This window comes from Acidovorax sp. FG48, from assembly GCF_057809085.1.
The window spans coordinates 1-24160 of sequence record NZ_JBMDJH010000020.1; the positions used below are offsets into that span (position 1 = coordinate 1).

Here is a 24160-nt window from a genome sequence, read left to right on the forward strand (position 1 = left end):
CGTCAGCTGGGGCAAGCTGTGGATCAAGCGCGTCATCTGTTGCTGTCGCATGGCCCTCTCCTGGGGCAGACGCAAGGGCGTCGTGCCCTAAAGATGAGGACCATGGGGCGCGATTAAAGGGGCATCACTAGCATTCGCTAGAAGAGCCTGAAAATTGCCAAAGTACGGCGCGTGAGGCATGGAGTTGCCTTCAGCCGACCAGCAACGCGCCCAGGCGTGCCAGGTTCACGCCGCCGCTGCTGACGACCACGCCCACACGCCGGCCGCGTAGCTCGACGCGCATAGCGCTTGCCGCTGTAAAGCCCAGGCACCCTTGGGTTCCACCACCGGGTGCATGCGCTCGGCAAAAAATGGACATGCCGTCCACCAGTTGCTCGTCCGTCACCGTGAGGATGTCGTCCGTATCGCGCCGGATGATGGCAAAACTGATTTGCCCCAGGTGCTACGTCTGCGCGCCATCGGCAATCGTCTTGGTCGTATCGATGTGCGCGATGGACCCGCTGCGCCAGGACTGCTGGCCGTCGTTGCCCGCAGCGGGCACTACGCCGTAGAGCTTGCAGCGGGGCGGCAGGGCCCGCGTGGACAGCGCCGTGCCCGACAGGAGCCCGCCGCTGTCCAGGCACACGAACAGCGCGTCGAGTGCGCCGACTGCCTCGAACAGCTCCTTCGCCGCCGTGCCGTGCCCTGGCCTGCCAGCACGTCGGCATGGTCGAACGGGGGAATCACTTTGAGGCCGTACTGCGGCGCCATGGCGCGGGTGCTCTGTTCGCGGTCCTCGATGTAGCGGTCATAGAGCACCACCGTGGCGCCCTACCCCAGAGTGGTGGCGACCTCGGCGGCGGGCACCTCCCGCGGCATGACGATGGTGGCCGGAATGCCCAGCTCTCGCGCTGCGAGAGCGATGCGCTGGGCGCGGTTGTCGGACGAAAGCGCCACCACACTCGCCTTGCGCTGGGCTGCATCGAAGCGATAGAGCATGGTGAACGCCCCCCGGAACTTGAAGGCGCCCATGCGCGGCATGGTTCTCGCACTTGGAGAGCACCTGCGCACCCCATTCCGCGTCGAGGCTGCGCGAGGCGAGCATGGGGCGGTGGGCGTGCCCTGCGATGCGGCCGGCTGTGGCCACCACGTCGTCGTAGGTGGGCAGGGCCGTGGGGGCGATGGGAGTCTTCGTTCAGGGGGCTCAGCGCGAGTGAAGAAGGCGTTGGCGGCCGCGCCTAGCGTGTCAGGGCAGCTTCACGGCCGCCAATGCGTTTGAGGTGGAGAGGTACAGCGTAGACCCATTCACTGCGATGCCCGTGGGTTCGTCGATGAAGCCCGGCAGCGGGCCGGCCGCGAAGCCCTTGTTCCAGCGCTGGCCTACTAGGGTGCTCACCTGGCCGTCGGCGCCGATCTTGCGCACCACGCGGTTGCGCGGATCGGTCACGTAAACGTTTCCGCTGGCATCGGCGGCCAGCCAGGCGTGGGAGTCCGAGATGGCTGCGCCGGTGTCCACGGTCAACTGCGCCGAGGCCACCGGACCGTCCACCAGCGCGGGCGGCAGGTCCGGGCGCCCCGCAATCGTGCTCACTACCCCGGCGGGCGTAATCTTGCGGACGGTGGGGCCGATGCCCGTGATGTTGTGATAGCGGCCGTCCACCACGTAGAGGTTGCCCTCGGCATCTATGGTCATATGGCCCAAGGCCGAGAACTGCGCCGAGGCCGCCGGACCATCCGCGTGTCCGCGCGCATTGGGATTTCCCGCAAACACGCTGACGGCGCCGGCCGGGGTGACCTTGAAGACCACGCCCTGCAAGGAAACCGCATAGACGGTGCCGCCACTGTCGGCGACCATGCCGGTCAATCCCTCAAGTAGAAAGCCCGGTATCGCGTCGAGCTGGGCGGAGAGGTCGGCATGCACAGTAACGTTGCCCGCAGGACTTGTCTTGAGGATGCGCTTGAAGTCGAAAGAATAGATGTTGCCCGCTCCATCGATGGACAGCGGTGCTGAGCCGCAGAAGGCCACGTCGTTGATCGGACCTGTCATCTGTGCGCACGGGTTCTTGGCGCGGCCGAGGGTAGCCACCGTGCCATCGGATGTGACGGTGCGCAGCGCGGCGTTGTTGCGGTCGCGCACGTACAGCGTGCCTGCCTTGTCCACCGCCAGCGCGCCGGGGCTGTCAAAGCGCGCGGCGCTGCCGCGGCCATCGGTGTGCCCTGCCAGCGAGGCGGTGCCCACCTGCAGGTCGGGCGCGCCGGCGCGCGGAGTGCGGTAGACAACCGCATACGTTCGATAGGCGTCGGAGGGACCGTTTTCCGTGATGAGGAAGCGGCCTTCGGCATCCACCGCCAGATGTTTGCCCGCACAGAAGGGTTGGGGCAGCATGTTGGGTCCAAAGCTGCAGTTGTCCGCGCGCCGCACGGTTGTGACGGAGCCATCGGCCGCGATCTCGCGAACGGGCGTGCCCTCATAGCGGTCCAGGACGAACACTCGGTTGGAGCGGTCTATCGCGATGGCCTGCAATGCACCAAATTTGGCCGCGCTAGCCGCCCCATCCACGTAGCCCGCGTTATTGGGAGTCACCGTGCCCGACAGCACAGTGGCCTGTCCGTTGGGCGCGTACTTGCGCACCACATGATCGTTGGGATCTGCAGCGTACAGGGTTCCTGCCGAGTCGGTCGCCAGGTTGACGGGGTATAGGCGGTCTGGGTTGTTTCTCCCGAAGCCCGGAGTTGCGTACTGGCTGGCCCTGAAGATGACCGTTGTGACCACCCCTGCGGGCGTGATTTTGCGGATGGGATTGCCTGTCGGCGTCTGGGAGATGTCTTGCAAGGTTGGCGCCCATTCGGACACAAACACATTACCCTCCCGGTCCACCGCAATGCTGGTCGGGCTGCACAGCGTGGCTGCCGTACCGGTGCCATCGGCGTTGCCGCACACGCCCACCTTGCCGGCCAGCGTGGTGACGTTGCCCGCGGCATCGATCTTGCGCACCAGGTGGTTGCCGGCGTCTGCCACATAGGCGTTGCCGGCCGCATCCACCGCCACGGCCTGAGGGACATTGAAGCGGGCTGCAGTGCCCGAGGCATCCAGGTAGCGCGGCCCTTCGCTGCTGGCGTCGCTGCGGGTGGGACCTCCGCCCGCCCAGGTGCTGAGCTGCCCGGTGGGCGCTAGCCGGCGAATGGTCTGGTTTCCCGGGTCGGTAATCAGTACATCGCCGTTGGGTGCCAGTGCCATGCCGCCGCTGTCGGTACTGATCTTGGCAGCAGTGCCCAGGCCGTCCTGTGTTCCTGGCCCCTCGGTAGTGCCAGCCAGCAACGCCAGGGGCGTGGCGGGGGGCGGCGGAGGAGGCGGTGGCGCATCACCCCCTGACCCTCCACCGCACGATACCAGCGCAGACATGGCCAGCGAGGTCCAGAGCGAGCGGAACAGCCGACGGCGGCTGGACATGGATGCATCGGGCATGGTTGCGTACCTCAGGAATAACAATGAACGGGTGGGGCGCCGCCGCTGGCTAGCGTGCCGCAGCGATGCTGCACAAGGATTGACGGTGGCGCCATGGCGGCGGCACGCCCGGCGCGAGCACGGTGCACGACAGCTGGCTGCGGGTTGATCACGGCAAGTGCACCTGCACCACGGCGTTGGGCACCGAGAGGTACATCATGCTGCCCCGCACGGCGATGCCGCTGGGGCGGTCGATAACGCCAGGCAGATCGCCTGCCGCAAACCCGTGCTTCCAGGCTTGGCCAGCGAAAGTGCTGACCTTGCCGTCGGTACCGATCTTGCGGACCACACTAGCGAAGGGATCGGTGACATAGACATTGCCCTTGCTGTCCACGGCGAGACTGGCCGATTGCGCAGGCCAGCTCGTACCGCGCTGCACATGGAAGCGTGCGGCATCGGCAGGCCCATCGCCGTAGGCGGGCGCCGCGGTGGCGTCGCCCGCCAGCGTGGTGACCATGCCCGACGGCGTGATCTTCCGAATCGTTGGTCCCACCTTGTTGGTGTCGTGGTACAGGCCATCGACAACGTACAGGTTGCCCGCCGCATCGGTCGTCATGTGGCCCAGCGCCGAGAACTGTGCTGCCGCGCCTTGCCCGTCCACATGGCCCACAGTGCCCAGGGTGCCGGCAAACGAGGTGATTTCGCCTTTGGTGTCGATCTTGAAGATCGCGCCCTTGAGGCTGGAGACATACACGTTGCCGGTGGTATCGGCTGTCATGCCGGATGCCACACCCAGGAAAGCCGTTGGCACCTTGTCCAGCCACGGCGCCAGGTCGGCCAGAAGCACGGTATTGCAATTGGCCGTCTTGTAGATGCGTGCGCTATCCATGGTGTAAAGGTTGCCCGCGCCATCCGTGGCCAGGGGCGCCTGGTAGCGGGAGGGAATCTGGGTGGCTACGCCGGTGATCGCCGTGCAATGGCCGCCGGGCTTGCCCAGGGTGCGCACCAGCCCGTCCGTCTGCACCGTGCGGATGGTGCGGTTGCCCTCGTCGCGCAGGTACAGCGTGCCCGCCGGGTTCAACGCAATTGAGCCGGGCATGTCAAAGCGCGCGGTGTTGCCTTGCCCGTCGTTCGCACCTTCGGCCGAGGGGATGCCCGCCACCGCCGTGGAGTTGCCTTGGGGCGTGTACTGGCGCAACTGTGCGTACCTGACCGTGCGCATGCCGACGCCGTTGTTGCTGGAGCCGGTTTCGGCGACCAGGAATTGCCCGCCAGCGGTCACGGCCATCTGGTCCGCGCTGCACAGGGTGCCGGGCCCGGCGCCACGGCCATCGTTTCCCACGTTGCAGTCCGTGGCCCGCACGAGGGTCGTCACGCTCCCGTCGCTGCCAATCTGGCGGATGGATGGTGTGGCGTACCAGTCGAGCACAAACAGGCGGTTCGCCGCGTCAAAGCCAATCGCCTTCAAATCACCGAACTTTGCCGCTGACGCGGGACCATCGGCGTTGCCGCTGTTTTGCGCGGCTGCCACGCCGGACACTGTGGTGGCTTGGCCACTGGCCGCATAGCGGTGGATGACGTGGTCGTTTGGATCGGCCGCGTGCAGGACGCCGTTGGCGTCAACGGCCAGGAAGACAGGCCGATAGATTTCAGTAACGGGACCGGAAATGAAGACCGTGCTGGGGTACTGGCTGGCCTTGCTGGTCAGCGTGGTCACTGCACCTGTGGGCGCGATCTTGCGAATGGGGTTGGCGACGATCTGGGTGGGCGACTGCGTGATTTCGGACACGTACACATTGCCCGCTTTGTCGACGGCGATGCCGGTGGGGCGGCAGAAACTGGCGGCGTTACCGATGCCATCCTCGTTGCCACAGACCCCGACCTTGCCTGCCAGCGTGGTCACCACGCCGGCCGCGGTGATCTTGCGCACCAGATGGTTGTCGGTGTCCGCCACGTAGGTGTTTCCAGCCTCATCCACGGCGACGCCCATGGGCCGGTGGAACTGCGCGACGGTGCCGGTGCCGTCGGCATGGTGGGAGGGAAGATTGAACACCTCCCGGTCGCCGTCGCCCGCCAGGGTGGTGACCTGAGTCCTGTCGGCACTGAGCTTGCGAACCTGGTTATTGCCGCTATCCAGGAAGACAACCTCGCCGGAGCTGGCCACGGCCATGCCGCCCAGGTAGGTGCTCAGCCGGGCGACGGTCAGTGCCGCGCCATCCTGGTTGCCCGCAGCGTCGGTATTGCCTGCCAGCAAAGACAGGGCGGTGGCGGGCGCCGGTGGCGCAGACGGCGGCGGCGGGGCCGTGGGTTCGGACGACCCGCCCGAGCCGCCACAGGCGCTGAGCAAGACGCTGGTGAGCGCGGCGAGCGGGCCAAGATGCCGCAGTCGCACTGCGGAGGTATACGTTGTCATGCAAATCTCCCTTGCGGGCCGCACGGCAAAAACGCCTGAACGATGCATGTGCATTCGCTGCGGACCACTTGGCTCTTTTATATAACCATTCAGGGGGTATTTCCGTGTCGGATGGATGCGGAAGATGTTTCAAATGGAAGCAATCTCGAGCGCACCGGACCCGGTTGGCCACATCCCTGCGCGGGGCACGGTGGATGCCCACTGTAGCTCTCGTGCAGGGGGCAGGCTGGGCTCACTGTGTCAACGGGCCCGGAAAAAGGCGTTGAGTACAAGCATGAGCCCAGGGAACTCAAGCGAAAAGCGCGCCCGGTTCACAAAATAGGCTTCGCAAGCTACCGCGAAGAACTCTGCGGGCGAGGTGGCGCCGTACGCGTCCAGCCAGGGCCGTTCGGCGCCGAAGCGCTCGGCCATGATCACACGCTCGCGAAACTGTTCGTAGGCGGGCTCCCAGGCTGCCCACCACGCTTCATACGCCGCACGGCCGGTGCGTGCGCCCATAAAGCCTGCGGGCAAGGGCGGGCAGCCGTTGGGTTGGCCGTTTTTCATGTCGAGCTTGTGCACGAACTCGTGCACCACCACGTTGTGTCCGCGCGCCGTGTTCTCGGTGGCGTTGCTCACATGCTGCCAGCTGAGCATGATGGGGCCGCGCTCCATGGCCTCGCCCAGCAGCACCTGGGTGTGCTCGTGCACCACGCCTGCCTCGTCCATCGTTTGGCGGCGCGCCACGGCTTCGCCGGGGTGCAGCACGATGCCCACAAAATCGTCGTACCAGTCGAGTGCCTGGGCGGGGTCGCCCCAGTGCAGCAGGGGCAGGCAGGCCTGCGCGGCAATGTCGATGGCCATGGCGTCGGTCACCACGAGGCCATGGGCACCGTGGAATTCCTTGTGGTGCAAGAAGAGGGCGCTCAGCACGCGCAGCTTGGCCTGGTCGTGCAGCGACAGCGCGGCCAGAAACGGGTAGCGCTGAACGGTCTGCAGCCACAGCGTGGCGGAGAGGTCCGGCACCGGGGCCACGGTGGCGCGCACGCGGCGCCAGAGGCGGTTGAGCAAGGGGGGCATGGCGATCGGGCTGCGGGAGGTGAGCCCGCTCAGTTCATGACCGCTGTTACTTGGGGGCCAAGGACAGCCGTTCCAAGCCCGTGCTGGACAAACGCAGTGTTTCCAGACGGGGGGGCAATGCCGCAGCATCCCAGTCGCTCAGCACCACGCGCTGCAGCCCAGGGGCCAGCACATGCTGGGCAGGCCGGTGGGTGTGGCCGTGGATGAGGGTGTGTGCGTCAGCGGCCTGCAGCCAGGCGACGGCGGCGGGGCCGTCCACATCGGCATAGCTGGCGCCGGATTGTTTTTTGGCCTCGCTCTCCTGGCGGATGCCACGCGCCTGCACGCGGCGCTTGGCCAGGGGCTGGGTCAGAAACTGCTGCTGCCAAGCGGCGCTGCGCGCCTGCAGGCGAAAACGCTGGTAGTCCACATCGTCCAGGCACAGCAGGTCGCCGTGACTCAGCACGTACCGCTGGCTGCCAAAGGCCAGGACCGTGGGATCTGCCAGGCCGGTGATACCGCACGCGGCCAGGAAGTCAGGGCCCGCCAGAAAATCGCGATTGCCGTGCATGAAGTACACCGGCAGGCGCTGCGTCGCAGCCCGCAGGAGCCCGCAACCCTGGGCCTCGAAGCTGCCGGGCTCGCGCAGGGCATCGTCGCCCACCCACACCTCGAACAGGTCGCCCAGGATGAAGAGGGCGTCTGCCGGGGTGCTTTCCAGATAGTGCTGGAATGCGGCCACGGTGGCGGGCTCGCTGGTCTGCAGGTGCAGGTCTGAAATGAAATCGACCGTGCGCCAGTGCGGTGGAGCGGCAAGCTCCTCGAACAGGGGCACGGTCGTCAACGGGTCGGCAGTCAAGGCCCGGACCAGGCGGTGGATTTACAGAGCCACGGCCTTGTCGATCACGACGGCGTCAAAAGGCACGTCGTCATGGAAGCCCTTGCGGGTGGTGCGCACGGCCTTGATGGCGTCCACCACGTCCTGGCCCTTCACGACCTTGCCGAACACGGCATAGCCCCAGCCTTGGGCAGTGGGCGAGCTGTGGTTCAGGAAGGCGTTGTCCACCGTGTTGATGAAGAACTGCGCAGTGGCGCTGTGGGGGTCGCCCGTGCGGGCCATGGCCACGGTGTACTTGTCGTTCTTCAGGCCGTTCTTGGCTTCGTTCTCGATGGGGGCCTGGGTTTCCTTTTGCTTCATGTCGGCCGTCATGCCGCCGCCCTGGATCATGAAGTTCTTGATCACGCGGTGGAACACGGTGCCGTTGTAGAAACCGCTGTTCACATAGCTCAGGAAGTTGGCGGTGGACTTGGGGGCTTTCTCGGCGTCCAGTTCCAGGGTGATCACGCCCTGGGTGGCGGTCTCGGCCACGTTGATGGTCACGTGGAGTTCAACTTGTGGATTGCTCATTGCAGTGCTTTCTTCAAAAAATTACTTCACCACGGTGGCGGAGTTGATGGTGATTGGGGTGTTGGGCACGTTCTGGTGCGGGCCCTTGTTGCCGGTGGCCACAGCCTTGATCTTGTCCACCACGGCGGTGCCTTCGACCACCTTGCCGAACACGGCATAGCCGTGGCCGTCGGGGCTGGGGGCGTTGAGCATGGCGTTGTCCTTCACGTTGATGAAGAACTGCGAAGTGGCCGAGTTGGGATCACCGGTGCGCGCCATGGCGATGGTGTAGGTGTCGTTCTTGAGGCCGTTCTTGGCTTCGAGCGGAATGGGTGCCTTGGTGGGCTTTTGCTGCATGTCGGGGGTGAAGCCGCCGCCCTGGATCATGAAGCCGTCGATCACACGGTGGAAGATCGTGCCGTCGTAGTGCTTGCTGTTCACATAGGCCAGAAAGTTCTCGACCGTCTTGGGAGCCTTGGCCGCATCGAGCTGCACCACGATGTCACCCATCGACGTGGCCAGCTTGACCTTGGGAGCGTCTTGCGCCTGGGCGGGTGCTACTGAAAACATAGCGGCCAGGGCAATACTTGCCAGCGCTACCGTCGAATTTCTTCTGGAAATCATCCAATCACTCCTTCGAAAAAGATCTGCCATTGTTGGCCGCGGCGCGTCCAGTACTGGCGCTTGACCGGCCCCGTGCGTGCGCCTTCAGCGACTTCGCCGAACGTTACCACCATGGTGTCGGCCGAGTCTGTCCACCGCAGGTAAGACTTGTCCTTGAGCTGGAGTTCCCGTCCCTTGAGGGCGCGGGCCTCGGCCTGCAGCACCTGGGTCCATTCTTCCAGCGGTTTCTTACGGTAGCTCTGGAAGTCGGGCGCATAAAAGCCCAGCAGGCGCTTCATGTCCCCTTCCGTCTTGGCGGTGCGCCAGGCATTGAGCACGGCGTCGAACGATTTGCGGTCGGCAGCCACGCTGTGGGGTTGTACCCATTGCAGCTGCCGCGCAATGACCACGGGGGTGGAGCGGGGCTCCACCGTGCGCAGGATGCGTTCGAGGTCGGGGTTGGCCAGCACCAGGCAGCCGTCGGTGGCAAGGGGCGCGCGCGAGAACTGGTCGGGCGGCGTGCCATGCAGCCAGATGCCGCTGCCGGTCTTGCCCCGGCTCTGGTCCAGGGGGTTGGGGTAGTTGATGGGCAGGGCGCCCGCGCCGTAGAAGTCCTTGAGCTTGGCTGGGTCCAGGCGGCTGGTGATGAAGTAAACCCCCAGCGGCGTGCGCTGGTCGCCTTCCACCTCTTTTTCGATACCGAGCTTGCCCACGGAGGCGTAATAGTCGGCCACCAGCCGCAGGCCCTGCGCGGTGTTTTCAAAGAGGTACAGCCGCGAGCGCGAGGTGTCCACCGCAATGGCGTGGCGCGAGCGGGGCGACAGCTCCAGGAACTGCGCGGGGATGGCGTTGGCGGGGGGGCGGCTGCGTTGTGCATCCACGCGCTGGCGCGATTCGGTGCGCAGTTCGGCCAGCGCCGCTGCTGCCTGGATGCTGCGGGCCGAGTCTGGCTCGGGGGCGACATCGCCCAGGTGCCGCAGAGGGCGTGTGCGCGACATGAGCAGGTCGCCGACCGCCAGTTGGGCCAGCTGGAAGTTGGGGTAGTCGCGCGCCAGGCTTTCTGCCTGTGCCAGGGCTTCCCGCCCGCGCCCTTCGGCTACCAGCTTGTAGACCGCCATGAGGCGGGCCTCCGCCTGGCCGTCACGCAACTCTGCCGGCGCGGGGGCGACAGGGGGCGTGGTGGATGCTGCGTGCGCAGCGGCCGCACGCCGTGCCTTGGCGCCCTGCGGCAGGGCGGGCGTGGCCAGCGAGGTGCCGAGCAGCAACAGCATCGCCGATGCGGCCCGGCGGCCCGGGGAGGTCAGGGGCACGAACATGCGGAACATCAATCAGCTGTGCGCTGGGGCAAAAAAAAAGCCCGCGCGGAAGGCGCAGGCGCCGCCTCGGGGAGCATGGTCAACCGCCCGTGGATTCGCGGACGATGGTCCAGCGACCGTTGTTGTGCACCAGGTCCAGGGTCTTGCGGCTGCTGACGTTGAGCGAATCAGCGCTGTAAGCCTGGCGGAAGCGGGCGGTGGCCTTGTCTCCTTGGACCGACACATTGATGTCGGACAGCTTCACGCTGATCTTGGATTTGCCGACGATGCGCGCTTCGCGCTCTTTCTCCCAGGCGGCACGGCCCTGGCGGCCTGGCGGGTCGAACGACTTGTCGTAGGCGCCCAGATAAGCCTTCATGTCCTTGGCGGCCCAGGCTGCAGCCCAAGCCTGAACGGCGGCGGTCACCGCCTGGGTGGACGCGTCAGCCGCCGCTGCTGCGGCAGGTGCCGGCGCGGGTGCCGCAGCAGGGCTGGCCGCTGGTGCGGGGGCGGCCGCAGGCGCTGAAGTCGAGGCAGGTGCAGGAGCCGGGGTGGCCGGCGCTGGTGCAGCCGCTGCAGGGGCTGGCGTGGGCGCAGGAGCGGCTGCGGGACGCTGGGTCACTACCACGGCGGGAGCCGGTGCGGCAGCGGCAGGGCGGCCGGCCTTGCTACCGGGCTCGTTGGAGAACAGCTCGCGGATCAGCGCCAGCTTGGGTTTGACGGAGTTGGCGTTGTTGGCATCCAGCTGCAGCGCCTTGTTGTAGGCCTGGCTGGCGAGCTTGGCGTAGATGTCGCCCAGATTTTCCTGCGCGGTGGCGTAGCTGGGGTTGGTGCGGATCGCCATTTCTAGCGCTGTGCGGGCCTTGTCCAGCTGGTTCTGGTTGGCGTACAGCACGGCCAGGTTGTTGTAGGGCTCGGGCAGCTCTGGGTACTCTTCGGTGAGCTTGGTGAAGGTAGCAATGGCGTCGGCCTGCTTGCCCGAGTCCGTCTGGGCCACGCCGCGCAAGAAGCGCAGTTGGGGGTCACGCGGGTTGGCCGCCAGGCGCTGGTCGGCCTTGGCCAGCGCCTCGGACGCCTTGCCTGCCTTGAGCAGCTGGGTGATGTCGGCATAGTCGTCCGCATGGACCACGCCCGTGCCCATCAGGGCGGTCAGTGCCAGAAGGCGCAGGAGGCGTGGGAGTGTGCGTCGGACTTGCTTCATGGGGGTACAAAGGAGTTGGGCGGCAGCCAGCCCGGGCGGGGGCTTATACTGCGGCGGATTGTAGCTGAGGGGGTTGTCATGACGGTACGCTGTTGCCGCTGGTGATTTTGCTGGACGCCCCTTGCCGGGCCACCCCCTTCCCAGGGCTGAGTTCCGCTGCTGCCGGGTGAGTCTCAGGCGCTCACCCACCCCCATCAAGTCTCCCGTTACTGAAATCCCATGAGTTTGCGCATCTACAACACGCTGTCGCGTGCATTGGAGGACTTTTCCCCGCTCGAACCTGGCCATGTGCGCATGTATGTGTGCGGCATGACCATCTACGACCTGTGCCACATCGGCCACGCCCGCATGATGATGGCGTTTGATGTGGTGCAGCGCTGGCTCAAGGCCAGCGGCCTGCGCGTGACTTATGTACGCAATATCACCGACATCGACGACAAGATCATCAAGCGCGCGCTGGAGCGGGGCATCACCATCCGCCAGCTCACCGACGAGATGATTGCCGCGATGCACCAGGACATCGGCCTGCTGGGCATCGAGCCACCCTCGGTGGAGCCGCGTGCCACCGAGTACGTGCCGCAGATGCTCTCGCTGATCGGCCAGCTGGAGGGCAGGGGCCTGGCCTACCGCGCGAGCAACGGGGATGTGAACTACTCGGTACGCAAGTTCGATGGCTATGGCAAGCTCTCGGGCAAGTCGCTGGACGAGCTGCGCGCTGGCGAGCGGGTGGCCGTGCTGGACGGCAAGGAAGACCCGCTCGACTTTGTGCTGTGGAAGTCCGCCAAGCCTGAGGAGCCGCCCGAAGCCAAGTGGGACAGCGCTTTCGGTGCGGGCCGCCCCGGCTGGCACATCGAATGCTCGGCCATGAGCTGCGCCACGCTGGGCGAAACCTTCGACATCCACGGCGGCGGCGCGGATCTGCAATTCCCCCACCACGAGAACGAAATCGCCCAGAGCGAAGGCGCCACGGGCAAGCCGCTGGCCAAATTCTGGGTGCATAACGGCTTCGTGCGCGTGGACAACGAGAAGATGTCCAAGAGCCTGGGCAACTTCTTCACCATCCGCGACGTGCTCAAGACCTATGACGCGGAGACGGTGCGCTTTTTTATCGTGCGGGCCCACTACCGCAGCGCGCTGAACTACAGCGATGCCCACCTCGACGACGCACGCCTGGCGCTCAAGCGCCTGTACACGGCCCTCAGTTTGGTGACCCCGGCGCAGGTGGCGTCGATCGACTGGACCAGCCCCTACGCAGCCCGCTTCAAGGCCGCGATGGACGAGGACTTTGGCACGCCCGAGGCAGTGGCCGTGCTGTTTGACCTGGCGAGCGAGGTCAACAAGACCCGCTCAGCCGAACTGGCCGGGCTGCTGAAGGCGCTGGGTGGTTGCTTGGGCATCTTGCAGGGCGACCCGCAAGCGTTTCTTCAGTCGGGTGCGGCGGGGGTGGATGAGGCCGAGATTCAGGCGCAGATTGCTGCCCGGGCCGCAGCCAAGGCGGCCAAGAACTTTGCCGAGGCCGACCGCATTCGCAACCACTTGCTGGCTCAGGGCATCGTGCTCAAGGACTCTGCCGCCGGTACCACCTGGGAAGCCGCCCAATGAGCCTGGTTTTGAAGCCAAATATGCCAGTAGTGCAGGTGGAATAAGCGGTGGCAGCTTCTAAAAAGATAGCAAGCGACGCCGCGGCGCCGCCACTGGTGCTGGCCACGCCCGACTACTGGGCCGAGGCCTGCAAGCACCTGGTGAAAAAAGACCGGGTGATGAAGCGCCTGATCCCGCAGTTTGGCGACGCCGCGCTGCAGACCAAGGGCGACCCCTTTATCACCCTGGCGCGTTCTATCGTGGGCCAGCAGGTGTCCGTGGCTTCGGCGCAGGCCGTGTGGGAGCGTTTTGTGGCGCTGCTGCCGCGCGGCCTGAAGCCCGCCAGCGTGCTCAAGCTCAAGATCGATGACATGCGGGCCGCAGGCCTGTCGGTCCGCAAGGTGGACTACCTGGTGGACCTGGCCATGCACTTTGAGGGTGGCAAGCTGCACGTCAAGGACTGGGCCGCCATGGACGACGAGGCCATCATTGCCGAGCTGGTGGCCATCCGGGGCATTGGCCGCTGGACGGCCGAGATGTTTTTGATCTTCTATTTGATGCGGCCCAATGTTTTGCCCCTGGACGACCCGGGGTTGATCAGCGGGATCAGCCAGAATTACTTCTCTGGCGACCCGGTGAGCCGCAGCGACGCCCGCGAGGTGGCCGAGGCCTGGAAGCCCTGGTGCAGCGTCGCGACTTGGTATATTTGGCGGTCTCTGGACCCCCTGCCTGTAACCTATTGACACCACTGCAGGCACGCCGGTTACAGTGCGTGCCATTCGTGGCAACCCCGCCGGGTGCGATCCCCAAGGAGAAAAACGTTGGCGAAAAAGACCTTTCTGGATTTCGAGCAGCCCATCGCCGAGCTGGAGTCCAAAATTGAAGAACTGCGCTACGTGCAGACCGAGAGTGCCGTCGATATCTCGGAAGAGATCGACCAGCTGAGCAAGAAGAGCCAGCAGCTCACCAAAGACATCTACAGCGAACTGTCGCCCTGGCAGATCACCAAGATCGCCCGCCACCCCGAGCGCCCCTACACGCTCGACTACGTGCGCGACATCTTCACCGACTTCGTCGAGCTGCACGGCGACCGCCACTATGCGGATGACCTGTCCATCGTGGGTGGCCTGGCCCGCTTCAACGGGCACGCCTGCATGGTCATTGGCCACCAGAAGGGCCGTGACACGAAGGAGCGCGCTATGCGCAACTTCGGCATGAGCAAGCCCGAGGGCTATCGCAAGGCCCTGCGCCTGATGAAGACGGCCGAGAAGTTCAAGCTGCCCGTGTTCACCTTTGTGGACACGCCCGGCGCCTACCCCGGCATCGATGCCGAGGAACGCGGCCAGTCCGAGGCCATCGGCCGCAACATCTTCGAGATGGCGCAGCTCGAAGTGCCCATCATCACCACCATCATTGGCGAAGGTGGCTCCGGCGGCGCCCTGGCCATCAGTGTGGCCGACCAGGTCGTGATGCTGCAGTACGCCATCTACTCAGTCATCAGCCCCGAAGGTTGCGCGTCCATCCTCTGGAAGACCAGTGAGAAGGCGCAAGAGGCGGCCGACGCCCTGGGCATCACCGCCCACCGCCTCAAGGCCCTGGGCCTGGTGGACAAGATCGTGAGCGAGCCCGTGGGCGGCGCCCACCGTGACCACAAGCAGATGGCAGCCTTCCTCAAACGCGCTTTGGGTGATGCCTTCCGCCAGGTGGCAGACCTCAAGACCAAGGACCTGCTGGACCGCCGCTACGAGCGCCTGCAGAGCTACGGCCGCTTCAGCGACACCAAGGCAGACGCTCGCTGAGCAGCCTTGAACCCGGCGCTGGCCGGGGCTTTTGCACCAGTCCGGTGCGCTTTCAACGACCCTTCGGGGTCGTTGTTGTTTTTGGCGCCGAATCGTTCACGCGGCGCCTGTTTTACCTCTGGCGCGCAGACTGCTACCGGATGTAACATCTTCGAACACCGCCTGCGCGGGCGGTTGAAGGGGTGCTCCATGTCGCTTCTTAAGACGCTCAAGGGCCAGATCCTGGTGGTGTCTGCCGCCTGTATGGTGGCCGCCCTGTTGGTGCTTACGCTGGTCAACTATTTCTCCGCCCGCGCACAAGCGCGTGTTGCGTTGGCGGAGGAGGGGCAGGCCACCGCCAAGAGCCATGCGGAGGCCATCGAAGAGTGGACCCGCGCGAAGGCGGGCATCATCGCGGCCTCCATCGTCGCGTTTGAAGAGCCCGAGCCGGCTAAGTCCCTGGCCATGCTGCGTGATGCGGGCAAGTTCAGCACCGCGTACTTTGGCTACGCAGACAAAAAGTACGTTTTCTCCGAAGCCCGCAACCTCCCCGCCGACTACGACCCCACTGCGCGCCCCTGGTACAAGCAGGCTGCCCAGGCTGGCGCGTCCGTGGTCACGCCGCCCTACATCTCGGCCTCCGACCAGAAACTGGTGGTGACCTTTGCGACGCCGGTGGGTGCGGGCTCCGCACTCAAGGGGGTGGCTGCCGGGGACGTGTACATGGAATCGGTCGTGGCCAATGTCGCGTCCATCCAGCCCACGCCGCAAAGCTTTGCCTTTCTGGTGTCCGCGGACGGCAAGATCATCGCCCACAAAGACCAGGGGCTCACGCTCAAGCCCATCACCGAACTCTCCAAAGACCTCGCGATCGAGCCGCTGCTGGCTGCTGCCAAGAACAAAGGACTGCTGCCGACCGACATCGCCGGGCGCAGCCGCCTGCTGAGTGTGGTGCCGATCGCTGGCACGTCCTGGATGCTGGTCGTGGCCCTGGACGAGAGCGAAGCCATGGCGCCGATCCGCGCCATGTTGGCCACATCGCTGATCTCCAGTGTGCTGGTGCTGGTCGTGGCCGTGGCGCTGCTGGGGGTGGTGCTCACCCGGCGCCTGCGCCAGCTCACGCTGGTGCGCGATGCCATGCACGAAATCGGCGCGGGCGACGGCGACCTGTCACGCCGCATTGACGCGCACGGCGAGGATGAACTGGCCCAGATCGCCGGCAGCTTCAACAGTTTTGCCGGCAAGCTCTCGGGGGTGCTGGCTCAGATCCGGGACGCCAGCAGTTCGGTGCGTGTGGCCGCCGAAGAGATCGCCACCGGCAATCACGACCTGAGCGGGCGCACTGAACTCACGGCATCCAGCTTGCAGCAGACCTCGGCCTCCATGCAGCAGCTGACCGAAACGGTGCGGCACAACGCAGACTCTGCGCGGCAGGCCAACCAGCTGGTCGCCCAGGCCTCCAGCGTCGCGCAGCACGGCGGTCAGGTGGTGGGCAATGTAGTGACCACCATGGACCAGATCAATGCGGCCTCGCGCAAGATCAACGACATCATCGGCGTGATCGACGGCATTGCGTTTCAGACCAACATCCTCGCGCTCAACGCAGCGGTGGAGGCCGCGCGCGCAGGCGAGCAGGGCCGGGGCTTTGCGGTGGTGGCGGGTGAGGTGCGCAGTCTGGCCCAGCGCAGTGCCGAAGCGGCCCGCGAGATCAAGACCTTGATCAATACGTCGGTCGAGCAGGTGGAAAACGGCTCGCGGCTGGTGCACGACGCAGGCACCACGATGACCGACATCGTGACCTCGGTGCAGCGCGTGACGGACATCATGGCCGAGATCACCGCGTCCACCAACGAGCAGAGCACCAGCATCAACGAGGTGGGGCAGGCCGTGGCCCAACTCGACCAGATGACCCAGCAGAACGCAGCGCTGGTGGAAGAGAGCGCGGCAGCGGCGCAGAGTCTGAAGGATCAGTCGGTGCGGCTGTCGGAGGTGGTGGGTACCTTCCGCCTGTCCACCGATTCTGCCCACGCTTCGCCACGGCTGTCCCCGCCGGGCGGTTGAGTCGCAAGGGTCGGGGCGTCGCGGCGCCCCTAGTGCACCTTGCTGCCGGAGAACGGGGCCCCGTGATAATCGGCGCCCATGAACTGTTGCCCCTGTCCAGATGCTTGTAGCCGTGAGTTGACTCCAATGGCTGCTGGTCCGAGCGCTGGGCCTTCAGCGCCTGGGGGCCAGGCGCCATGACCCAATCCATGGACGTCGCCCTGCAAGCTTTCGCGCCCGCCTTACCTCTGGCGGTGGCGTTGAGCGGCGGAGCGGACTCGACCGCGTTGTTGCTGGCCTGTGCGCACCGCTGGCCGGGGCAGGTGTTGGCCATCCACGTACACCATGGGCTGCAGGCGGCTGCCGACGGATTTGAGCAGCATTGCGTGGCCTTGTGCGGCCAGCTGGGTGTGCCTTTGCGCGTGCAGAGGCTGGATGCGCGCCCAGCGCCCGGTCAGAGCCCGGAGGATGCTGCCCGGCAAGCTAGATACCAGGCTTTGACGGCTGTAGCGCTAGAAGATCATGTCTTGGGTGCTATTCAATCCGTAGCAATCGCACAGCACGCCGATGACCAGGTCGAAACCCTGTTGCTGGCCCTGTCGCGCGGAGCGGGCGTCGCGGGCCTTGCCGCCATGCCGGCCCAATGGGAGCGGGGAGGGCTGGTCTGGCATCGTCCTTTGCTGCAGGTGGCCGCGTCGGACGTGCGCCAGTGGTTGAAGGCGCAGGGCCAAGCGTGGGTGGAAGACCCCACCAACCGAGACGAGCGCTACACGCGCAACCGCATCAGGGCGCAACTGCTCCCGGTTCTCGAGGCTGCCTTCCCGTCCTTTCGGGAGACCTTTGCACGGTCAGCGGCCAACGCCGCCCAGGCGGCAGAACTGCTGCAAGAGCTGGCCCAGGAAGACCTGTTGCAGGTGGGACAGCCCCCGAAGATCAAGGCCCTGCAGATGCTCAGTCGCACCCGCCAGGCCAACGTGTTGCGACACTGGCTGCGCCACGCCCACCTGACAACCCCAACGGCCGCACAGCTGAGCGAACTGCTGAATCAAATCGGCGCCTGCTCCACGCGGGCGCACAGCATCCGTATCAAAGTAGGGAGTGGGTTTGTGGTGCGCTCGGACACTACGCTGGATTGGCTGAAACCCTAGGCGGCGTCTGACTTGGCCGGGCGGCAACTGTGCGGCGGATATTCGTTAGCTTCTGGGGCGTGTCGCCTTAGGCTTTTGAAACTCACCGCTTGGTGGTTTGCACGAAGTGCCCCTGGGCCTCAACCATGGTTTGCGTGAGCCTGGCGTAGTTTGGCGAAGGCTGGCATCGGCTGGACCCCCTCCAAAATGAGGCATAATAGCGGGATTGGAAACGTGACCGAGTGGCCGAAGGTGCTCCCCTGCTAAGGGAGTATGGGGTGTAGAGCCTCATCGAGGGTTCGAATCCCTCCGTTTCCGCCAAGATAAGCCCCAAGTGCTCAAGCGCTTGGGGCTTTTTCTTTGGTGTTTTCAGCCGCCTCGTTCTTTCAGGCATCGCCTTCGAACTGTCAGGCTCCTCGCACAGGTCACTCGTCGATGGATGCGCTCCATCGGCTGCCCCAATCGCTTCCTTTGTGGACCTTGTCGATCTCACGGCGGTCGCGTTTGGTGGGGCGGCCTTCTTGCAATGTGGCGGCGGGCTCGGGGGCCAGTCGGCGCATTTCCGCTGCCTTTTCGCGGGCGGCGATGCTGTCAGGGGTTTCCTCATACAGCTGTTGGGCCACAGGCGCAGGGCCACGGGCGCCGCTCAGGCCCCGCACGAGCACGGTGCGCGCCACGGGCCCTTGGCGCAGCGCCACGGTGTCGCCGCAACGCAGGTCGCGGGCAGGTTTGGCCAGTTGGCCATTGACGGTGACCCGGCCCTTGCCGATTTCTTCCGTGGCGAGGCTGCGGGTTTTGTAAAAGCGGGCGCACCAGAGCCATTTGTCCAGCCGCATCGTCTCCAGCGTGTTCATGGGCGAGATTGTGCCGTTTGTGCCACCGATGCGCTGTCAGCCAGGGGCGCAGGCAGTGGCAGGCGGACAACCGCATCCAGCCCGGTCACCTTGTGGCCCTGGACCCGGTTGGTCAGCGCGATGCTGCCTTCCAGCGCCTGCACGATCTCATGGCAGATGGCCAGACCCAGGCCGCTGCCGGTGCGCACGTCGCCCGCCGAGAAGGGCTGGAACAGGCGGGCCGCCAGTTCGTCATCAATGCCCGGACCGTGGTCGCTGATCGTGAGCGCCACATGCCGTCCGTCGCTGCGCAGGTCCACGGTCAGCTCGCTGCCCGGTGGTGCGTGGCGCACGGCGTTGTGCAGCAGGTTGCGGCTCAGCTCGCGCAGCATCCATTCGTGGGACTGCACCAGCGCGGGTTCGGTGTGGATGCCGAAGTCGAGGTCGCGCTGGGCGATGAGCGGCGAAATTTCCAGTGCCACTGCGCGCAGGACCTCGTCGAACCGGGTAGCGGGCGGCGCGCTTTGCTGGCGCAGTTGCTCCACCTTGGCCAGGGCCAGCATCTGGTTGGCCAGTAGCGTGGCGCGGTCCACGGTGTCGCTGATTTCGTGCAGGGCTTGCTGTGGCTCCACATCGCCATGCAGGGCGGACTGCACCTGGGTCTTGAGCACGGCCAGCGGCGTGCGCAACTGGTGCGATGCATCACGCACAAAGCGCTTCTGGTGCCGCAGCAGGTGGCGCAGGCGCTGCATGACCTCGTTGGTTGCGTCCACCAGCGGTTGCAGCTCGCGCGGGGCCAGCGGGGCGGCGATGGGGCTCAGGTCACCTTCGCGCCTGGCCTGCAGCTGCTGGCTGAGCTGGCGAACGGGCTGGGTGGCGCGCTGCACCACCAGCACCACGGTGAAGGCGATCACCGCGATCAGCAGTGCCTGGCGCAGCAGGGTGTTGCGCAGGATCTGAAGGGCCAGGGTTTCGCGCACCTCCAGCGTCTCGGCCACCTGGATCACCGCCATGGCCCGCCCCTGGGAACTGGCCACCGGCTGCAGCAGCACGGCGACGCGCACATCGCGGTCGCGGAAGCGGTCGTCGTAAAAGTCCACCAAGGCCGCATAGGGCGGGCGGGCAGGGATGCTGCCATGCCACATCGGCAGGTCTTCAAAGCCCGACACCATCTCGCCCTTCAGGGTCGAGACGCGGTAGAACATCTGGCTCTGGTTGTCGGCTTCAAAGGCCTCCAGCGCGGAATAGGGCACGATGGCGCGCAGCTGCGCCTCCTCGTCAAAACCCTTCACATCCAGCTGTTCGCTGATGCTCTTGGCGGATGCCAGCAGGGTGCGGTCGTAGGCCGTGTTGAGGGATGCCAGGGTCTGGTGGTACAGGCTCCAGGTGTTGAAGCCAATGAACAGCACCACCGGCAGCAAGATGCCCAGCAGCAGGCGCCGCCTTAGCGAGTGGTGGCGCACGCCTTTGGGGCTCATGTGTCGGCCCGCAGCAGGTAGCCCAGGCCGCGCAGCGTCATCAACGTCAGGCCCGTGCCGGCCAGCTTTTTGCGCAGCCGGTACACCACGACCTCGATGGCTTCGTATTGCACGTCCAGCTGGCCCGGAAACACCAGCTCATACAGCCTTTCCTTGGTCACCGCATGGCCGGGCTGGGCCAGCAGGGCGTGCATCAAAGCGAGTTCGCGCGGTGTGAGCTCCATCACCTCGCCGTGGAGGTACAGGGCGCCACTGTCCTTGTCGTAGCGGATGGCGCCGATCTGCACGGTGCTGGGGGCGAGGGGCGCCACTGTGGGGTCTGCGCTGCGGCGCACTAGGGCGCGCAGACGGGCCTCCAGTTCGTCCAGGTCAAAAGGTTTGGGCAGGTAGTCGTCGGCTCCGGCGTTCAGGCCCATCACCCGGTCGCCGACGGTGCCGCGCGCTGTCAGGATGAGCACAGGGGTGCGCAGGCCGCGCGACCGGGCCTGCTGCAGCACTTGCAGGCCGTCCAGGCCGGGCAGGGTCAGGTCCAGGATGACGGCATCGGGCTGCAGCGCGGTCCACTGGCTGAGCGCCGCGCGCCCGTCGCCCACGGCTGTGACCTCCATGCCGCGCCGGGTCAGCGCGCGGTGCAGCGTGGCCTGCATGGTGGGGTCGTCTTCTACAAGGAGCAATTGCATGCGCGGCACCATAGCACCGTCTCGTCGGGCCCCGCGCATGAGTGTTTTCCCTGAGTCTGAGGACAGCCGTTTGACAGGCAGCGCGCGCATCATCGGGCGGTTCGCAAACCTTATCAGGAGACAGACACCATGCGTCGCGATACCTTTCTGAAATCCCTGGCCGCCCTGGCCGCAGCGGGTGCGCTGCCCGTCTCGGCCCAGACGGCATCTGCCATCAAGATGATGATCCCCGCCAACCCGGGTGGAGGCTGGGACACCACCGGTCGCGCGTTGGGTAAGGCAATGCAGGACGCAGGGGTTGCCAGCTCGGTCACCTATGACAACAAGGGCGGTGCCGCCGGCGCGATCGGTCTGGCGCAGTTCGTCAACGGCAGCAAGGGCGACCCGAACGCCGTGATGGTGATGGGTGCGGTGATGCTGGGCGGCATCATCACGGGCAAGCCCCCGGTGGGCCTGGACAAGGTCACGCCGCTGGCACGCCTGACCAGCGAATACAACGTGTTTGTGCTGCCTTCCAACTCGCCTTTCAAGTCCATGAAGGATGTGGTGGACCAGCTCAAGAAGGACCCTGGCAGCGTGAAATGGGGCGGCGGCTCGCGCGGCTCCACCGAGCACATCGCAGCCGCCATGATTGCCCGTGAAGTGGGTGTGGACCCGGCCAAGATCAACTACGTGGCGTTCCGTGGGGGCGGCGAGGCAACTGCCGCCATCCTGGGCGGCAACGTCACCATCGGCGGCAGCGGCTACAGCGAGTTTGCCGAGTACATCGCTGCGGGCAAGATGCGGGCCATCGGGGTCACGTCCGGCAAGCGCCTCAAGGGCGTCGAGGTGCCCACGCTCAAGGAGCAGGGCATCAACGTCGAGATCGGCAACTGGCGTGGTGTGTACGGTGCTCCCGGTATCGACAAGGCCCAGCGTGACGCGCTGATCGCCTCCATCGAGAAGGCCACGAAGAGCAAGGCCTGGAGCGAGGCGCTGGCCAAGAACGACTGGACCCCCGCGTGGATGGCTGGCGATGCGTTTGCCAGCTTCGTGGACCAGGAATTCGCCAGCCTGCGCGCCACCATGGTCAAGTCCGGGATGGTGTGATGACTGAAGGCAGCACCATTCCATCGCCGCGCGCGCAGACCATCGTCGGCGCCGGTGTGCTGCTGGTGGCCGGAGGCATGGCCTTCGGCGCCTTGCAGATTTCCGGCGAGGCCGGCTACGGCGGCGTCGGTCCCAACTTTCTGCCGTGGCTGTGTACCGTGGTGCTGGCCATTTGCGGCGCGTGGCTCGTGTGGGAGGCACGCACTGGCGGCTACCGCGAGATGTCCGAAGCCAGCGGGCACCCCAAGGCCGACATCGGTTCTTTCGTGTGGGTGTCTGCAGGCCTTCTGGTCAACGCCGCATTGATCGGCACCGTGGGCTTCATCGTGAGCTGCACGATTTGCTACGTGCTGGCCGTGCAAGGCCTTCGCCGCGCAGCACGGCAGCCCCAAGCTGGCTCCGTCGGTACGTGGGTGAAGGATGTGCTGACCGGGCTGGCGATCTCGGCGCCCGTGTTCTGGGCCTTCACGCAGTTTCTCGCCATCAACCTGCCGGGCCTGACGGGAACGGGCTGGCTGTAAGGCCGCCGCATCCTCTGCCGCAGCCCGGCAAGACCCCTGACAACAACATCAAGAAGAGGTTCTGATGGAAATCTTTGATGCGCTTCTGGCTGGCTTTGCCACCGCCATCACGCCCGCCAACCTGCTGTGGGCGCTGGTGGGCTGTGCCCTCGGGACGGCCGTGGGCGTGCTGCCTGGCATCGGGCCCGCTGTGGCTGTGGCCATGTTGCTGCCCATTACCGCCAAGGTCGAGGTCACGGCCTCGATGATCTTTTTTGCCGGCATCTACTACGGCGCCATGTATGGAGGGTCCACCACGTCGATCCTGCTGAACACGCCGGGGGAGACGGCGAGTATGGTGACCGCGATGGAGGGCAACAAGATGGCCAAGAGTGGCCGCGCCGGTGCGGCGCTGGCAACCTCGGCGATTGGCTCCTTCGTGGCGGGCACCATTGCCACAGTGGTCGTGACGCTGTTCGCACCGGGCGTTGCGGAATTTGCCGTCAAGCTGGGGCCGCCGGAATACTTCATGCTGATGGTGCTGGCCTTCACCACTGTCAGCGCGGTGCTCGGCCAGAGCGCGTTGCGCGGCATGACAGCCCTCTTTGTGGGGCTGGCGCTGGGCTGCGTAGGCATGGACCAGATCTCTGGTGCCGCGCGCTACACCGCAGGCCAGATGGAGTTGCTGGACGGTATCGACATCGTGCTGGTGGCCGTGGGGCTGTTTGCCGTGGCGGAGGTGCTCTACGCTGCCATTTACGAAGGCAGCGTGAACGAGACGCAGAACAAGATGAGCCGTGTGCACATGACCGCACGGGACTGGAAACGGTCCTGGCCCGCCTGGCTGCGCGGTACCCTCATTGGCACACCGTTTGGCTGTATCCCTGCGGGCGGCACCGAGATCCCCACCTTCCTCAGCTACGCCACCGAGAAGAAGCTGGCCAAGGGCGAGGACAAGGCAGAGTTTGGGGGCAAGGGCGCCATTGAAGGCGTGGCCGGCCCCGAGGCGGCGAACAACGCCACCGTGACGGCTGCGCTGATCCCGCTGCTGACGCTGGGCATTCCCACCAGCAACACCACGGCCGTGCTGCTGGGCGCGTTCCAGAACTACGGCATCAACCCGGGCCCGCAGCTGTTCTCCAGCTCGGCGGCGCTGGTGTGGGCGCTGATCGCCTCGCTGTACATCGGCAACATCATGCTGCTGGTGCTCAACCTGCCGATGGTGGGTCTGTGGGTCAAGCTGCTGAAGGTGCCACGCCCGCAGCTGTACGCAGGCATCCTGATCTTCGCCACGGTGGGGGCCTACGGCATGCGCCAGAGCGCGTTCGACCTGTTCCTGTTGTATGCCATCGGCATTCTGGGTGTGGTGATGCGCCGGTTCGACTTCCCGACCGCGCCGGTGGTGGTGGGCATGATCCTGGGCCCCTTGGCCGAGGCACAGATGCGCAACGCCGTGGCGCTGGGCGAGGGCAGCTGGTGGATCTTCCTGCAGCGCCCGATGTCGCTCACGCTGGTGGTGATCGTGGCGCTGGTGTTGATCGTTCCGCGCGTGATGCGCCGCATGGCGGCACGCAAGCTGGCGTCTTCATAGAGGCCCCTGCGTCTGCGCACTCGTGGCGCACGCTGCACGTAAAAAAACCGCGCTCCAGGGCGCGGTTTTTTGTTTTCAGCTTGGGTTGTTGTGGCAAGTCTG

The 24160-nt window shown here is 65.7% G+C and carries 21 protein-coding genes, 1 tRNA gene and 1 pseudogene; 9 read left to right on the forward strand and 14 right to left on the reverse strand.

The window, feature by feature from the left end; all coding sequences use genetic code 11:
- Positions 1-190 precede the first annotated feature (190 nt).
- The 11 genes and pseudogenes from ACODSU_RS20920 to ACODSU_RS20970 form a co-directional block, all read right to left on the reverse strand.
- The gene (locus tag ACODSU_RS20920; RefSeq protein ID WP_488844490.1) at positions 191-385 is read right to left on the reverse strand and encodes a hypothetical protein; all 195 of its coding nucleotides are present in this window, start codon (positions 383-385) and stop codon (positions 191-193) included.
- A gap of 57 nt (positions 386-442) precedes the next feature.
- Positions 443-736 (reverse strand): annotated as a pseudogene (locus tag ACODSU_RS20925) (pyridoxal-phosphate dependent enzyme); the annotation flags it as partial.
- Between the two features lie 74 nt (positions 737-810).
- On the reverse strand, positions 811-1020 hold the full coding sequence (locus tag ACODSU_RS20930) for a pyridoxal-phosphate dependent enzyme (protein WP_488844492.1): 210 nt from the start codon (positions 1018-1020) through the stop codon (positions 811-813).
- A 205-nt stretch (positions 1021-1225) separates the two neighbouring features.
- On the reverse strand, positions 1226-3445 hold the full coding sequence (locus ACODSU_RS20935; RefSeq protein ID WP_488844493.1) for an NHL repeat-containing protein: 2220 nt from the start codon (positions 3443-3445) through the stop codon (positions 1226-1228).
- Between the two features lie 148 nt (positions 3446-3593).
- Positions 3594-5837 (reverse strand): NHL repeat-containing protein, encoded by a 2244-nt coding sequence (locus tag ACODSU_RS20940; RefSeq protein WP_488844495.1) that lies wholly within the window; start codon positions 5835-5837, stop codon positions 3594-3596.
- A 240-nt stretch (positions 5838-6077) separates the two neighbouring features.
- Complete coding sequence (locus ACODSU_RS20945) at positions 6078-6896, reverse strand: M90 family metallopeptidase (protein ID WP_488844497.1); 819 nt, start codon at positions 6894-6896, stop codon at positions 6078-6080.
- A 46-nt stretch (positions 6897-6942) separates the two neighbouring features.
- On the reverse strand, positions 6943-7719 hold the full coding sequence (locus ACODSU_RS20950) for a UDP-2,3-diacylglucosamine diphosphatase (protein ID WP_488844499.1): 777 nt from the start codon (positions 7717-7719) through the stop codon (positions 6943-6945).
- A 36-nt stretch (positions 7720-7755) separates the two neighbouring features.
- The gene (locus ACODSU_RS20955; RefSeq protein ID WP_015014968.1) at positions 7756-8283 is read right to left on the reverse strand and encodes a peptidylprolyl isomerase; all 528 of its coding nucleotides are present in this window, start codon (positions 8281-8283) and stop codon (positions 7756-7758) included.
- A gap of 21 nt (positions 8284-8304) precedes the next feature.
- Positions 8305-8886, reverse strand: a complete 582-nt coding sequence (locus ACODSU_RS20960; RefSeq protein WP_488844501.1) for a peptidylprolyl isomerase — start codon at positions 8884-8886, stop codon at positions 8305-8307.
- Complete coding sequence (locus ACODSU_RS20965; protein WP_488844503.1) at positions 8883-10190, reverse strand: L,D-transpeptidase family protein; 1308 nt, start codon at positions 10188-10190, stop codon at positions 8883-8885. Before ACODSU_RS20965 ends, ACODSU_RS20960 begins: the two co-directional genes overlap by 4 nt.
- Positions 10191-10260: 70 nt before the next feature.
- The gene (locus tag ACODSU_RS20970; RefSeq protein WP_488844505.1) at positions 10261-11361 is read right to left on the reverse strand and encodes a L,D-transpeptidase Cds6 family protein; all 1101 of its coding nucleotides are present in this window, start codon (positions 11359-11361) and stop codon (positions 10261-10263) included.
- A gap of 219 nt (positions 11362-11580) precedes the next feature.
- Here ACODSU_RS20970 and cysS point away from each other — a divergent pair, with 219 nt between their 5' ends.
- From cysS to ACODSU_RS21000, 6 genes are all read left to right on the forward strand, one after another.
- Complete coding sequence (gene cysS / locus ACODSU_RS20975) at positions 11581-12963, forward strand: cysteine--tRNA ligase (protein WP_488844507.1); 1383 nt, start codon at positions 11581-11583, stop codon at positions 12961-12963.
- A 47-nt stretch (positions 12964-13010) separates the two neighbouring features.
- The gene (locus ACODSU_RS20980) at positions 13011-13685 is read left to right on the forward strand and encodes a DNA-3-methyladenine glycosylase family protein (RefSeq protein ID WP_488844509.1); all 675 of its coding nucleotides are present in this window, start codon (positions 13011-13013) and stop codon (positions 13683-13685) included.
- 78 nt (positions 13686-13763) lie between these two features.
- Positions 13764-14741: an acetyl-CoA carboxylase carboxyltransferase subunit alpha gene (locus tag ACODSU_RS20985; RefSeq protein ID WP_015014962.1), complete on the forward strand. Its 978-nt coding sequence runs from the start codon at positions 13764-13766 to the stop codon at positions 14739-14741.
- Positions 14742-14930: 189 nt separating this feature from the next.
- The gene (locus ACODSU_RS20990) at positions 14931-16781 is read left to right on the forward strand and encodes a methyl-accepting chemotaxis protein (RefSeq protein ID WP_209819945.1); all 1851 of its coding nucleotides are present in this window, start codon (positions 14931-14933) and stop codon (positions 16779-16781) included.
- A 176-nt stretch (positions 16782-16957) separates the two neighbouring features.
- The gene (tilS, locus tag ACODSU_RS20995; RefSeq protein WP_488844512.1) at positions 16958-17908 is read left to right on the forward strand and encodes a tRNA lysidine(34) synthetase TilS; all 951 of its coding nucleotides are present in this window, start codon (positions 16958-16960) and stop codon (positions 17906-17908) included.
- 207 nt (positions 17909-18115) lie between these two features.
- Positions 18116-18208 (forward strand) — tRNA-Ser (locus ACODSU_RS21000).
- A 104-nt stretch (positions 18209-18312) separates the two neighbouring features.
- Here ACODSU_RS21000 and ACODSU_RS21005 read toward each other — a convergent pair.
- The 3 genes from ACODSU_RS21005 to ACODSU_RS21015 are packed head-to-tail and all read right to left on the reverse strand — an operon-like array spanning position 18313 to position 20878.
- Positions 18313-18741 (reverse strand): RNA-binding S4 domain-containing protein, encoded by a 429-nt coding sequence (locus tag ACODSU_RS21005; RefSeq protein WP_488844514.1) that lies wholly within the window; start codon positions 18739-18741, stop codon positions 18313-18315.
- Positions 18738-20198 carry a sensor histidine kinase gene (locus ACODSU_RS21010; protein ID WP_488844516.1) on the reverse strand — a complete coding sequence of 487 codons (1461 nt, stop codon included), beginning with the start codon at positions 20196-20198 and terminating at the stop codon, positions 18738-18740. Before ACODSU_RS21010 ends, ACODSU_RS21005 begins: the two co-directional genes overlap by 4 nt.
- Positions 20195-20878 carry a response regulator transcription factor gene (locus ACODSU_RS21015; RefSeq protein WP_043566725.1) on the reverse strand — a complete coding sequence of 228 codons (684 nt, stop codon included), beginning with the start codon at positions 20876-20878 and terminating at the stop codon, positions 20195-20197. Before ACODSU_RS21015 ends, ACODSU_RS21010 begins: the two co-directional genes overlap by 4 nt.
- Before the next feature lie 129 nt (positions 20879-21007).
- On the opposite strand from ACODSU_RS21015, the gene ACODSU_RS21020 reads away from it, so the two are divergent.
- From ACODSU_RS21020 to ACODSU_RS21030, 3 genes are all read left to right on the forward strand, one after another.
- Complete coding sequence (locus ACODSU_RS21020) at positions 21008-21967, forward strand: Bug family tripartite tricarboxylate transporter substrate binding protein (RefSeq protein WP_015014956.1); 960 nt, start codon at positions 21008-21010, stop codon at positions 21965-21967.
- On the forward strand, positions 21967-22488 hold the full coding sequence (locus ACODSU_RS21025; RefSeq protein ID WP_060987085.1) for a tripartite tricarboxylate transporter TctB family protein: 522 nt from the start codon (positions 21967-21969) through the stop codon (positions 22486-22488). The genes ACODSU_RS21020 and ACODSU_RS21025 overlap by 1 nt, the downstream gene beginning before the upstream one ends.
- A gap of 64 nt (positions 22489-22552) precedes the next feature.
- A complete protein-coding gene (locus tag ACODSU_RS21030; protein WP_488844519.1) occupies positions 22553-24058 on the forward strand; it encodes a tripartite tricarboxylate transporter permease in 1506 nt (501 codons plus the stop codon).
- The last annotated feature ends 102 nt before the right edge of the window (positions 24059-24160 follow it).